This window comes from Chryseobacterium geocarposphaerae, assembly GCF_002797535.1.
In the GTDB taxonomy this organism is placed as follows: Bacteria; Bacteroidota; Bacteroidia; order Flavobacteriales; family Weeksellaceae; genus Chryseobacterium; species Chryseobacterium geocarposphaerae.
Genome location: NZ_PGFD01000002.1, coordinates 1 through 13,957, shown reverse-complemented (window position 1 = coordinate 13,957; position 13,957 = coordinate 1). Strand labels below are relative to the sequence as shown.

General features: G+C 35.9%; 8 protein-coding genes. All 8 read left to right on the top strand.

Features of this window, described 5'->3' with window-relative positions:
* The first annotated feature begins 152 nt into the window (after positions 1–152).
* The 8 genes from CLV73_RS11515 (at position 153) to CLV73_RS11480 (ending at position 13,371) form a co-directional block, all read left to right on the top strand.
* Positions 153–416 carry a hypothetical protein gene (locus tag CLV73_RS11515; protein WP_100377057.1) on the top strand — a complete coding sequence of 88 codons (264 nt, stop codon included), beginning with the start codon at positions 153–155 and terminating at the stop codon, positions 414–416.
* An 84-nt stretch (positions 417–500) separates the two neighbouring features.
* Complete coding sequence (locus tag CLV73_RS11510) at positions 501–1,352, top strand: ATPase (RefSeq protein WP_100377056.1); 852 nt, start codon at positions 501–503, stop codon at positions 1,350–1,352.
* A gap of 17 nt (positions 1,353–1,369) precedes the next feature.
* Positions 1,370–3,664 (top strand): NADP-dependent malic enzyme, encoded by a 2,295-nt coding sequence (locus CLV73_RS11505; RefSeq protein ID WP_100377055.1) that lies wholly within the window; start codon positions 1,370–1,372, stop codon positions 3,662–3,664.
* A gap of 175 nt (positions 3,665–3,839) precedes the next feature.
* Complete coding sequence (gene ruvA / locus CLV73_RS11500; protein WP_100377054.1) at positions 3,840–4,424, top strand: Holliday junction branch migration protein RuvA; 585 nt, start codon at positions 3,840–3,842, stop codon at positions 4,422–4,424.
* Between the two features lie 6 nt (positions 4,425–4,430).
* Positions 4,431–11,474, top strand: coding sequence for a T9SS outer membrane translocon Sov/SprA (sov, locus tag CLV73_RS11495; RefSeq protein WP_100377053.1), 7,044 nt, complete (start codon positions 4,431–4,433; stop codon positions 11,472–11,474).
* Positions 11,475–11,643: 169 nt separating this feature from the next.
* The gene (locus CLV73_RS11490) at positions 11,644–12,519 is read left to right on the top strand and encodes a CPBP family intramembrane glutamic endopeptidase (RefSeq protein WP_100377052.1); all 876 of its coding nucleotides are present in this window, start codon (positions 11,644–11,646) and stop codon (positions 12,517–12,519) included.
* Between the two features lie 122 nt (positions 12,520–12,641).
* Complete coding sequence (gcvH, locus tag CLV73_RS11485) at positions 12,642–13,019, top strand: glycine cleavage system protein GcvH (RefSeq protein WP_100377051.1); 378 nt, start codon at positions 12,642–12,644, stop codon at positions 13,017–13,019.
* A gap of 25 nt (positions 13,020–13,044) precedes the next feature.
* Positions 13,045–13,371 (top strand): VanZ family protein, encoded by a 327-nt coding sequence (locus CLV73_RS11480; RefSeq protein WP_100377846.1) that lies wholly within the window; start codon positions 13,045–13,047, stop codon positions 13,369–13,371.
* Positions 13,372–13,957 lie beyond the last annotated feature (586 nt).

The window sequence follows — 13,957 nt, the reverse complement described above, 5'->3', positions numbered from 1 at the left end:
ATCTTTTTAAATTTATTATTCAAAGCGACATAAAAGTAACCTGATAATAAATTCATTTTCAACAGCTTGTGTTGGGCGGTTTTTCTATCTTGTAATACGGGTTTGAACGTATTTTTTATCATTTCTTTTTCAAAAACTATAATAATATTTGTATGAAAAGTCAAAACAAATACAGAAAATTCCAGCTTCAACAGAAAAATATCGAAGCTCTCGAAAGACAAAGCACTAGATTCAAAAGAGTGTACACAGAGTACGAAAATATGTCTGATGAGCTATGGAATCTTGAGAACTCCAACGGAGAACCTGTTCCGGATGATTTTATCAATGCAATGATTTTGCAGACTTCCTATTTAGAAGATGAAATAGAAGATTGGCTTATACAATTCAACGAGAAAAAAACTGATATAAAACATTAGTAATTTTAAAAAGCTTATCATGTGTTTATAAGACGGTTTAAAGATAAATTCATAATTTAGCATCCTTAAACTAAAATGTAATATATGGTTGCTATTGTTGATAGTGGTTCAACTAAATCTGATTGGGTAATTCTGGATGACTTCAAAAATGTTTTCTTAAAGACCGAAACCATTGGTTTTAACCCCAATTTTATCAGCAAAGAGCTTATAGTCCCCGAAATTGAGAAAAATACAAGCTTAACATCGGTTAAAAACTCTATTACCAGGATCTTTTTTTATGGTTCTGGCTGTGGCGTGAGACAAAACTGCATAACGATTGAAGAAGAAGTGGGGAGAGTTTTCACCAATGCAGAGATTATTGTAAAAGAAGATCTTACTGCTGCGGCGTATGCTGCGTATAACGGTAAGCCAACCATTGTTTGTATTTTGGGAACAGGTTCCAATTCTTGTTATTTTGACGGAGAAAATTTAAAAATAAAGCTTCCTTCACTGGGGTATCTTGTTGGTGACGAAGGAAGCGGAAGTGCCATCGGGAAACAACTGGTGCGAAGATTCTTTATGCAAAAACTTCCTGATGATCTGTCTTGCGAGTTTGAAAAAACGTATAAGCTTACTGTGGATGAAACATTGAAAAATATGTATCATACACCAAGACCCAATGCTTATTTAGCAAATTTCAATAAATTTGTTGTAGAAAGAAAGGACCATTCTTACTTTCAGAAAATGGTTTTCGATGAAATGATGAATTTTTTCGATTATCAGGTTATTCCCTATGAGGAATCCAAAGAAGCTGAAATCAATTTTATTGGTTCTATAGCTTATTATTATGAAAATATTCTACGCTCTGTTGCTGCAGAGCTTCATTTAAATGTGGGACGCATCGTTCAGAAGCCTATCGAGAGTTTGGTAGATTACCACATTAAATATATACTTTAAATAAAAAATAAAATTCTATGTCAAGTAAAAATAACCGCGACGAGAAGAACTTTAACCAGGCCGCGTTAGACTATCATAAAACAGAACCTAAAGGAAAAATCGAAGTTATTCCTTCAAAACCGCACTCATCTCAGAGAGATTTGTCATTGGCATATTCACCGGGGGTTGCAGTTCCTTGTATGGAAATTCATGAAAAGCCGGAAACAGTTTATGATTATACAGGAAAAGGAAATCTGGTAGCTGTTATTTCTAATGGTACTGCTGTTTTGGGATTAGGTGATATTGGAGCAGAAGCTTCGAAGCCTGTAATGGAAGGAAAAGGTCTTTTATTCAAGATTTTTGCAGATATTAATGTATTTGATATTGAAATCGATGAAAAAGATCCGGATAAATTTATTGATATTGTAAAAGGGATTGCGCCAACTTTTGGAGGAATCAACCTTGAAGATATTAAAGCTCCTGAAGCTTTTTATATTGAACAAAGGCTGAAAGAAGAACTGGATATTCCTTTAATGCACGATGACCAGCACGGAACAGCAATTATTTCTGCGGCAGCATTAATCAATTCTTTGCAAATCGCCAACAAAAAAATCGAAGAAGTAAAAATGGTGGTAAACGGAGCAGGAGCGGCAGCAATTGCTTGTACCAACCTGTACATTTCTTTGGGATTGAAGAAAGAAAATGTATTGATGTGCGACAGTAAAGGAGTTATTAATCATAAAAGAGAAAATCTTACTCCTGAAAAATTAGATTTTATCGCTAATACAGATATTGAAACATTGGAAGATGCCGTAAAAGGTTCCGATGTTTTTGTAGGGCTGTCAAAAGGAAATGTAATGACTCCTGAAATGCTGTTGAGCATGAACGAAAATCCTATTGTTTTCGCTTTGGCAAACCCAGATCCGGAAATTGCTTACGATCTGGCGCTTGAAACCCGTAAAGATGTGATCATGGCGACAGGTAGAAGTGATTATCCTAATCAGGTTAATAACGTTCTTGGTTTCCCATATATTTTCCGTGGCGCATTAGATGTTCAGGCAAAAGGAATTAATGAAGAAATGAAGTTAGCAGCTGTTCATGCGATTGCTAATCTGGCGAAAGAACCGGTTCCTGAAGCTGTAATTTTGGCTTATAATGTTCAGAATTTACAATTTGGAAGAGAATATTTTATTCCGAAGCCATTTGATAACAGATTGATTACAAAAGTATCGAGTGCGGTAGCTAAAGCTGCAATTGATAGCGGTGTGGCAAGAAAAACAATTAGCGATTTCGAAGAATATGAACATCACCTTCTCGACAGAATGGGAAGAGATGAGAAATTGGTAAGAATGATGCAGAGCCGTGCTAAAGCCAATCCGAAGAGAATTACTTTAGGAAATGCTGAAGAATATAATGTATTAAAAGCTGCTCAGATTCTTTATGAAGAAGGAATTGCGTTTCCAAGCCTTTTAGGAAACAAAAAGTATATTCAGGAACAGATGGAGCGTTACGGAATCAGTCTTGATGTTCCGATTATAGATCCAAGTGATGATGATCAGAAAGAAAACAGAAAGAAATACAGAGAAACACTTTGGAAGCTTCGTCAAAGAAAAGGAATGAACGAGTATAAAGCCAAAAGATTCGTTCGCCAGAGAGATTATTTTGGTCCCTTAATGCTGAAGCATGGAGATACAGACGGATTGATTATCGGTTTCTCTAAAAATTATACTTCAGTATTAAGACCGGTTTTAGAGATTATTGAAAAGGAGAAAGGAGTAGATAAAGTAGCGGCAATGATGATGATCTTATCTGAGAAAAAGCCGATTTTCTTTGCAGATACCTCGATTAATCAAAATCCTACAGCAGAAGATCTTGTAAATATTGCTAAAATGGCTGAATTTACGGTGAAATCTTTCGCTATCGAACCGAGAATTGCCATGCTTGGATTTGAAAACTTTGCAGCAATTTCCGATACGTCTAAAAAAGTAGCAAAAGCAGTAAGCATCCTTCATGAGAAATATCCTAAAATGATTGTAGACGGAGAAATTCAGCCGGATTTTGCCATGAATTCAGATCATTTGAGCGACTATCCTTTCTCGAAACTGGAAACAACTCCTGCCAATACTTTTATCTTCCCGAATCTTGAATCTGCAAATTTATCTTACAAAATTATCAGAGGAATGAAAGTGGCACAAGTGATTGGGCCAATCCTGATGGGTCTGAAACAGCCTGTTCACGTTTTGCAAATGCGTTCGAGCGTAGACGAAATTGTAAACCTGGCTACTGTTGCAGTTCTTGATGCTCAAAGAAGAGAAAAAAAGGATAAAAAATAATATTGATATTGCTTTATAGCAAAAATGAATAAAAGGCTCCAGATTTTTGGAGTCTTTTTTTATTTGAAGATTCCATTGGGTTTTTGATAGAAAATTAAGTTAAAAATCATTCGTCCGTGAAATGAAAACATTACTTAGTTTAATTTGCTATATTTGGGAGTTTTAAAAATTAATCATGATATTTTCTTTACAAGGAACTGTTCAGGAGCTTACCCCTACGTATGCAGTAATTAATGTGCAGGGTGTAGGTTATTATGTGGGAATCAGCTTGCTAACCTCGCAAAAACTTCTTCTGAATCAAGAAACTTTTTTATTTATACAGCAGATTATCCGGGAAGACGCTCATTTACTTTTCGGTTTTAACACTCGTTCCGAAAAAGAAATGTTTAATTTGTTAATAAGCGTTAACGGTGTTGGTGCCGTTTCTGCCTTGATCTTACTCTCTACTTTCAGCCTTAACGAAATCGCTTCTGCAGTCCTTTCCGGCAATAGTGCCCTGATTCAAAAGGCTAAAGGAATAGGGGCTAAAACAGCTGAAAGAATTATTGTTGATTTGAAAGATAAAGTCCAAAAATTCAACACTTCAGAAGAAAATATTTCTACATTTGTAAATAATAAAATTAAGGAAGAATCGTTATCTGCATTAGAAGTTTTGGGAATTCCTAAACGAATGAGTGAGAAAATTGCAGATAAAATAATTAAACAAAATCCAAGTATTTCGGTAGAAGAATTGGTAAAACAAATTTTAAAAAACATTTAACATTTGGTGACGACTCATAAATATTTCAATATATTCTTGTTCCTGTCTTTTCTGTGTATTTCCATAAATGCGTTCGGACAAGAAAACCCTGCGACAGGAATTTCTATAAAAAAGGATTACGAATTACCTGATCCTACCCAATACGAAGCATTTTATGATATAAAAACAGGGATGTATCTCGTATATCCCAAGATTGGAAATATTGTAACCGGAGTTCCTACAGCGATGTCTCCGGAAGAGTATAAGGAATTTATGCTCGCAACACAATCAAAAGCTTATTACAAAGAGAAATCTGACCGGTACAGTCTGCTTTTCAGAAAAGATAAAAGTGATGCGTTAAAAAAAGGATTAATCCCTGCATTAACCATCAGAAACAGGCTTTTTGAAACCATTTTCGGAAGCAATAAGATAGAAATCATTCCATCAGGATTTGCTTCTTTTGATTTTGGAGGGTTATACCAGAAGATTGATAATCCACTGATTCTACCACAAAACAGAACCAGCTTTACTTTTGATATCAACCAGAGAATCCAGTTAGGACTTTTAGGAAAAGTGGGTGAAAACCTGCAGTTGAAGGCCAATTACGATACCCAAAGTGGTTTTGCATTTGAAAACAAGATGAATTTGGTATGGCAGGCAAAAGGAAACTGGAAAGATTTGCAATCTAAAGGACTTGGAGATGTAAATTCTCCAGGAGCAGGCGGTGAAGATAAAATTATAAAGAGAGTAGAGTTCGGTAACGTGAACATGCCGCTGTCTACCAGTCTTATTCGTGGGTCCGAATCATTGTTCGGGGTGAAAACAGAATTTCAGTTAGGAAAGACGTACGGAACGGTAGTATTATCGCAACAACAAGGTGAGGCAAGGAATATTGTCGTACAAGGTGGAGGAGTAATGAATACCTTTAAAATCAATGCAATAGATTATGAAGAGAACCAGCATTACTTTTTAGGACATTACTTCTTAGATGGTTATGATAATGCATTGCTTAATTATCCTCAGATCAATTCCAGAATCAACATTACAAGATTGGAGGTTTGGGTGCTGGATCAAGGGAATAGTAATCTTGCCTATCAAAAAAGTATAGTCGGAATCCGAGATCTGGGGGAAGGTGCATCAGGAACACCGGATAACTCTCAGAATGGACTGTATAATGCTATCTCTACGGCGATGGGAACCAGAGATCCCGGAACGAATTATGGGGATATCTTACAAGGCGGAACATTTCCGGGAAGTACACAGCCGTATAGTAACGGAGAACAGTTTATTTTTAATAAAAAAGCAAGAAGGCTAAACGCCAACGAATATACCTTCCAACCACAACTAGGATATATCTCATTGAACCAAAAGCTAAACGACCAGCAGTTGCTGGCTGTTTCATATTCATATACCCTGAACGGAACAAATCAGGTGTATAAAGTAGGGGAGTTTTCGGAAGAAAGCCCTGTTTTGGTAGCTAAGCTTCTGAAATCAAATACTACGGTAAATGTAGAATCTCCGATGTGGGATCTGATGATGAAGAATATTTATGCTTTGGATGCTGCACAGGTAAGTCAAGATGGATTTATCTTGAATGTTTATTACAGAGATGCACAAACCGGAGGTAAAGTAAATTATCTTCCTAACACCAATGTTCAGGATACGAACTTGTTGAAATTAATGAACTGGGACCGTTTGAATACCAATGGTGACCTTCAGTCAAACAGTGGAGGAACAACGGGAGATGGTATTTTTGACTTCGTCAACGGAATTACCATAAGACCGGAAACCGGAAAAGTTATCTTTACCAAAGTGCAGCCGTTTGGAAGTAATATACAGAACCTTTTAGGAAGTAATAATCCTCAGTATGTATTTAGTGACTTGTACGACAAACAAAAGCAGGCAGCGACTTACAGTAACCTGTCTCAAAGGTATACAATGGAAGGCCGTTATAAAGGAACTACCGGACAGGGGATTTCTCTGGGCGCGGTAAACGTTCCTCAAGGATCTGTAAAAGTTTCGGCCAATGGAGTGCAGTTAGCGGAAGGAGTAGACTATACCGTTGATTACATGCTGGGAACAGTTACCATCATCAACGAACAGGTAAAACAATCCGGTCAGGCTATCAATATTTCTCTAGAAAATCAGTTAACATTCAATACGCAGAGAAAACGATTTTTAGGATTGAATTTAGAGAGGAGATTCAGTGAAAACTTTATTTTAGGAGGTACTGTTGTTAACTATTCCGAGTCACCACTTACCCAAAAGGTAAATTACGGACAAGAAGCTGTAAACAATACAATGGCGGGAGTGAATTTGATGTATAACAATCAATTGCCATTCCTGACAAGATTAACCGATAAGATACCTTTGGTAAATACAGAAGCTCCTTCTAACCTGAACTTCAAAATGGAAGCTGCCTATTTGTTGCCGGGACTTAACAAAGGAACAGACAACCAGTCTTATATTGATGATTTTGAACAAACCACTTCCAAAATTTCATTAAAGGAACCTGCGGCTTGGAGCTTGGCATCAAAACCTGAAAAAAATACACAGATTCCGTTCAATATAGCTCCGCCAAATGATGATATTACAGGCGGATATGGAAGGGGATTACTGTCCTGGTATAGCATCGATCCTAGATTCTGGGGAGTAGGAGGTAAAGCACCTGCCGGAATAACAGCTCAGTCTGTTTCCAACCACGCTTCGAGAAGGGTGCAGCTTTCTGAAATTTATAACAACAGAGATTTTGTAGCGGGTGAGCAAACCTTTACCAATACCTTTGATATTTCATATTATCCTCAGGAAAAAGGACCTTACAATGTCAATCCGGGCTCGGAAACTACACAGCAGAGATGGGGAGGAATCATGAGGCCAATCAGTGTTTCCAACTTCGTCAATTCTAATATCGAATATGTTGAATTTTGGTTGATGGATCCTTATGCGGATGGAAAACCATTGAGTAATCCAGGGAATACACCTAAATTATTATTACATTTAGGAAATGTGTCCGAAGATATTCTGAAAGACGGATTTATGCAGTATGAGAACGGACTTCCGACACCAGCTTCAACATCTACTACGACCAGTTCAAATTGGGGGATACAACCAAAACAGCCTCCTGTTTTATATGCATTTTCCAGTGAAGGTACAGACAGAACGGTGCAGGATGCAGGATATGATGGTTTAACATCTGATCAGGAAGCGGCTCGATTTGGAAATACATTTATAAATCCGGTGACTAATTTAGCTGACCCAGCTGTAGATGATTTCTTATTCTACATGTCAGATAAATTTACAGGAACTCAGGCAGCTTCAATCGTAGAACGTTATAAATATTTCAGAGGTCCGGAAGGAAACTCTAAAAGCAATTCTCTGGAAGTTTCTTCACAAACTCCGGATGCGGAAGACATTAATAAAGATTATAATTTAGATCAAAGTGAAAATTACAACCAGTATGAAGTCAACTTAGATCAGGCAAGTCTTGCTTTAGGACAAAACAATATCGTAGACGTAAAAACTGTAAAAGCCAATTTTCAGAATGGGCAGTCATCCGATGTGAAATGGTATTTATTCAGAATTCCGGTTTCACAATATGTGGCTACAGAAGGAGATCATTCTGCATCTGTTCTTAATAATGTGAGATTCGCAAGATTATTGTTAACAGGGTTCGATAATACATCTACCTTAAGATTTGGTACGATGGATCTAGTTCGTTCCGACTGGAGAAGATATCCGAATAAAATTGCCAGTGAAACGGTAGATTCTCCTACAGAAGGTACAGCAGGAAGTTCTACAATGAACGATAATTTCGAGGTAGGTAGCGTTAATATTGAAGAAAACGGATTAAACCAGCCTCCATACGTTTTGCCTCCGGGAATTGACAGACAGGTTTTAAGCGGAAATGCGGGGGCTCAGAGACAGAACGAAGCTTCATTATATATGAAGGTAAAAAACATGCGGGAGGAAGCAAGAGGGGTATTCAAGAATACAAGCTTGGATATGAGACGATATAAAAAGCTAAAACTTTTCCTTCATGCCGAAAACCTTGATGATCCTACTTTGTCAAAAGTTGATAACAATTTAAAATTCTTTATCCGTTTCGGAAGCGATGCTACAGATAACTATTATGAATATGAAGCTTCAGTAAAATATACGGCAAATACGGCAACAGCTCCTTTAGAGATCTGGCCGGTAGAAAATGATGTGGATTTTGCAATTCAGGATTTTGTAGATGCAAAAATCAGAAGAGATAAGCAGTCTCCTAATAATATAACCGTAAGAACCAGAGATGCACAATTTAGTCATGATAATAAAGATATCTACATAAAGGGTAGGCCTTCTCTTGGAAATATTACAACGATCATGATAGGGGTAAGAAACTTGCCGCGAGGAGAGATTAATAGCAAAGGAAGGGTATTCTGGGTAAATGAAATCCGTCTTTCTGAAATTGAAAATGATGGAGGATATGCCGGAAATGCGAGCTTGAACTTCAATCTCGGAGATTTTGCTACGGTAAACACAAGCGCTTCTTACAGCTCCGTAGGTTTCGGAAACATAGATTCAAAACCGGCGGAAAGAAGCCAGTCTTCACAATCTGCTTTCAGTATTAATACTGCAATTAATGTAGATAAATTGTTGCCGGAGAAAAGCGGAATGAAAATCCCATTGAACTATTCATATTCCCAGACGATCGAAGATCCGAAATACAACCCGCTGGATACCGATGTTGAGTTTAATAAAGCCGCGAATAAGGCAGAGCTTAAAAAAGTAGCCAGAACGTACACGCAACAAAGAAGCATTGGTGTTGTGAATATGCATAAAGAAAGAGTAAACCAGAATAAGAAACCTAAATTCTACGATATAGAAAACGTTTCCATGACTGCGGTTTACAATGATGATTATTACAGGGATATTTATACCAAGAAGAATTACAGACAGTACTTCAGAGGGTATATAGATTATAATTATACGTTCAAACCTTGGGTAATCAAACCTTTTAATAAACTTATCAGCGATACCGCAAAATCAACAAAATACCTGAGATGGGCAAAAGAGTTTAATTTTAATCCGATTCCTACAAAGCTATCTTTCAGAACAGAGATCGACAGAAATTATAATGAGCTTGAATTTAGAGATATCGAATCTATTCTTTCAGGAAACTTCGGAAGTAACTTTGATGTGATTAAAAACAGAAACTTCTATTTTGGATGGCAGTATGGGTTAGAGTTCGGGCTTACAAAATCCTTGAAACTCCAGGTGAACTCGCTTACCAGAACATTGAACGATAATATTGATGTAAATACGATGGACAACAGTTCAATTTTCGGAAATGTATTCAGAGCCGGAAGACCTGTATTGTATAATCATAGAGTACAGTTAAGCTATCAATTGCCATTCAAGTATTTCCCTTATTTGGATTTTGTTGAAGCAGAACTGGGATACGGATTTACTTATAACTGGAATGCAAGATCAACGGCTTTACTTTCAAGTCCGGAAGGAAGTTTAGGATCTATTGGTCAGAATACAAATGTGATCACAGCTAAGGCAAGTGCTGACATTCCAAAATTCTTTAGCCAGTTTAAATATTTCCAGAATATTTCTGCCAAAATGCAAAAAAGAAAAAGAGAAATCGACTCTTTGAATAATGTATATACATTAGCATGGGATAAAAAAAGATATAAATATAAAAGCTATAAGTTTAAAAACAAACTAACGCCTTTGCAGAGTATAGCCAACTTCATGACTTCATTCAAACAGCTGAACTTTGATTATACAGAAACTAATGGAACCGTGATTCCTGGGCTTCTTTCTGCTCCGAACTGGTATGGATATGGACAGACATTGGGAGGACCTACTGCAGGATTCCTGTTAGGATCGCAGTCGGATATCAGAAGAATAGCAGTAGAAAACGGCTGGGTAAGTAAGTCATCATTGATGACGGATCCTTATATTCAGATGACAACAAAAGAATTAAGGGCCGATCTCCAATTTGTTCCTTTAAATGATTTTAGAATAGATTTTAATGTTCTGCATACTTTCAACAGAAACTTTTCACAGTCGGGGTATAATGATCCTCAGAATTTAGCCTATGCCAATCATGATTTCGCTTTTGCAAACGATTTTGTAACCTATTCCAATACTGTTGTAGCATTGAATACGTCATTCAAAGATGGGGCGGCAATTTATCAGGCGATTAGAGCAAACGCGGTTGCTATTTCTCAGCAAATGGGAGGCCCATTAAATGCAGACGGCTTTACAGAAGGTCATAGTATAGCAAATGCCTATGTTTTAATTCCTGCCTTTAGAGCTGCTGTGGAAGGGAAATCTCCGAAAGCAATCGGGAATGCTAAAAAAGCAGGACTGCCAATACCTAACTGGAGAATTACCTATTCAGGATTGAAAAATATTCCTATTATTAATGGGCAGTTTTCTAAATTTGATATTTCGCATGCTTATAGTGCAACGTATACAGCAACAGGTATTCAGTCAAGTATCGATTATTATAATATTCCTACTTCAGGTAATAATAAAGATGTAAATGGGGATTATATCAATCCTTATACTTTCTCTCAGGCAACCTACTTGGAATCTTTCTCTCCGCTTATCGGGATAGATGTTACCATGAGAAACAATATGCAGTTTGGATTGCAGTATAATAAGAACAGAATGTTACTTTTAGGATTGGTAAACCATACCCTTACTGAAGAAGCCAACACAGAATATGTAGTAAGATTGGGCTATATTATTCGAAACTTCAGATTGGGGATGGACAATTCAAGAGGAAGCAGATCTAAAGGAAGTGATCTTAATATTAGAGGAGATATTTCATTAAGAGACGGCCAGACAAGTATTATGAATATTCTGCTAAATGATTCTCAGGTTACAGGAGGACAAAAAGTAATGAATATTAAACTTTCTGCAGATTATAATGTTTCCGAAAACCTGAATTTAAGATTGTTCTATGAGCAATTAACTTCAAAATATAAAATATCCACGGCATTCCCGTTATCTACAATTCGGGCGGGGATTTCAGCAACCTTTACGTTTGGTGATTCCGGTGGTTTCTAAAAAATAAATTCAAAATTATAATTACTCCCTTTCTATTCAGTAGTAAGGGAGTTTTTATTTGAAATTTTGGAAAATAAAAGAAGCTTTCATTACCTTTGAAATCGAATATTATTAATTAAAATCAATAAAAAGTGTGCTTCAAAGTATACTTTTTATTTTACTAAAAACCATGGAAATCGTAAAAAAGAAAACGTACAAAGAAAATTATTTATTAAAAACTGGAATTCCTGTATTTATTTGCTTTACACTTCTTGCAATTATTCTGGATCATTTTAAAATAACAGATCCATCTTCCAGAGAAACGAGGTTTAATGATATCAATAATGTGACGGACATGATTATTGGTGGTGTTGTAATTGCCCCTCTCTTTGAAGAACTTTTCTTTCGGGGTGTTTTTACCGGGAAAAAATATTTGAAATATATAAGTTACTTTGGAACTGCATTTTTGGTGATTATGCAGCAAAGCTACTTTCTGATTCCTCTATTAATACTGTTCATTATTTTGTTTGAATTAAAAGCCAAAAATAATTTTCAGAAATATTCTTTCTTCATAAATGCTTTACTATTTAGCTTAATGCACTACAAGTTTTCCGATTTACTAAACGTTTCTTCATATCCGAGTATTATTGGAACCGCAGGATTGGCATTGGTATTAATCTGGTTGGTTCTGAATGTTGGACTTTGGTCTTCCATACTGGCGCATTTCATTGTTAATGGAACTCTTATTTGTACAACAATTATAGCCTATGAAAACTCAGGTAGAACGTTGGAAAAAGTAGAAACCAATGATTTTGTAATGACATATCAATATGTTTCCCTTTTTGAGAACAAAAGCAGTACGGAATTTTCTCAAAGCAAAGGGATCAAAGCATCTAATACAAGTGTTTTTATTATTAATAAGTTGGTATGTCCAAACACTGAATTAAAAAAGATGTATTTCGGTAAATTCAATATCACAATAAAAAGAAAACAAAACAGTACAAAAAAATTAGATTGCCAGACATTCCATGAATTGCTGAATAAAAGTAAGATTGCCGAAGAATAATTGATATAAGCTTAAAGCTTTTTCCTGTAAACCAGCAACTTTAATCTTCCCAATAAATATTTCTCTATTTCCTTTGAGCATTTATCTATTTTGAATAAATTTGTTGGCATAAAAAAATAAAAATGAACACACCATCAGAATTAAAGTACACTAAAGATCACGAATGGATTAAGATTGAAGGTAACGTTGCTACAATCGGTATTACAGACTTCGCACAAGGGGAGCTGGGAGATATCGTATACGTAGATGTAGATACTGTAGATGATGAGCTTAATGGCGGAGACGTTTTCGGAAGTGTAGAAGCTGTAAAAACAGTTTCAGACTTATTCTTGCCTATTTCTGGAAAAGTTATTGAATTTAACTCAGACCTAGAAGACCAGCCGGAATTATTAAATTCAGATCCTTACGGAAATGGATGGATTATTAAATTAGAAGTTGCTGAAGGTGCAGATCATTCAGAATTACTTTCTGCAGAAGAATATCAGGCTATCATTGGATAGGATTTCAAAAATATTTAGTAAGATTTTGCCCATTTATTGGGCATTTCTTACTTATATGCTCCTTAAACCCGGAGAAGAAAATCATGAATATTGGTTCATGTTCAATGGCATAGACAAAGCTCTTCACTTAAGTATATTCGCAATGCTTGGTTTCTGCTTCATGGCAGCCTTTCCTAGAATTAGATTTTCTTACTTTTTTCAGATTATTCTTATTTACGCATTCCTTACAGAAATCTTTCAGGAAGAAATGGGGCTCGGAAGATCTATGGAAACCCTCGATATTGTTGCGGATACCATTGGATGCTTGATAGGTTACTATACCTATAAAGCACTTATCAAACGATTTTTCTGATTAGGAATAAATGCAGCTTCTGCTATACAGTTCTTTATTTTCGTTTTATAGATCTTAATTCCTTAATCAATCTTTATTTTTAGAAGCTTGATCCCGCTCTCCGCACTCGCTATTTTCTTTTTAAAAGAAAATGAGCTCAAACAAATGCTGCGATCGGGGCTATTATTATAAGCAATAGCTGTCATTTCAATTAAAAGCAAGGATCTCTCGACGATAATTTCACGATATATAGTATTCAAACAGGTAGAATGTCCACCATTAAAATCAGCCAGAGAGACATTTCAATAAGACCTGATTGGTTTTGTTATTGTGGATAAGTCTGGATTTTAAAGTTAAATATATTTATATCAATAACTTAAAATTAAAAGTTTCCCACAATTAGAATTTCATTTAAATTTTATGTTAAATAAATTAGGATTGTAAGGTAAAGAATTTCTATCTTTGCCCCACTGAAAACGAGAGGTGAGTAGGTAAGCGCAGAAGAGCTTTTGGATAAGCATAAAGATTAATAAAATCACTTTAGGAGATACGGGAAAAACAATCAGAAACTTTTAGAAATAAAAGTTGTGGGAGTTAAAAAATTTTG

Bases quoted from the DNA above. Each gene is read 5' to 3' on its own strand.
- ruvA (WP_100377054.1), top strand. From the start codon at position 3,840: ATGATATTTTCTTTACAAGGAACTGTTCAGGAGCTTACCCCTACGTAT.
- CLV73_RS11510 (WP_100377056.1), top strand. From the start codon at position 501: ATGGTTGCTATTGTTGATAGTGGTTCAACTAAATCTGATTGGGTAATT.
- CLV73_RS11490 (WP_100377052.1), top strand. From the start codon at position 11,644: ATGGAAATCGTAAAAAAGAAAACGTACAAAGAAAATTATTTATTAAAA.
- CLV73_RS11505 (WP_100377055.1), top strand. From the start codon at position 1,370: ATGTCAAGTAAAAATAACCGCGACGAGAAGAACTTTAACCAGGCCGCG.
- gcvH (WP_100377051.1), top strand. From the start codon at position 12,642: ATGAACACACCATCAGAATTAAAGTACACTAAAGATCACGAATGGATT.
- CLV73_RS11515 (WP_100377057.1), top strand. From the start codon at position 153: ATGAAAAGTCAAAACAAATACAGAAAATTCCAGCTTCAACAGAAAAAT.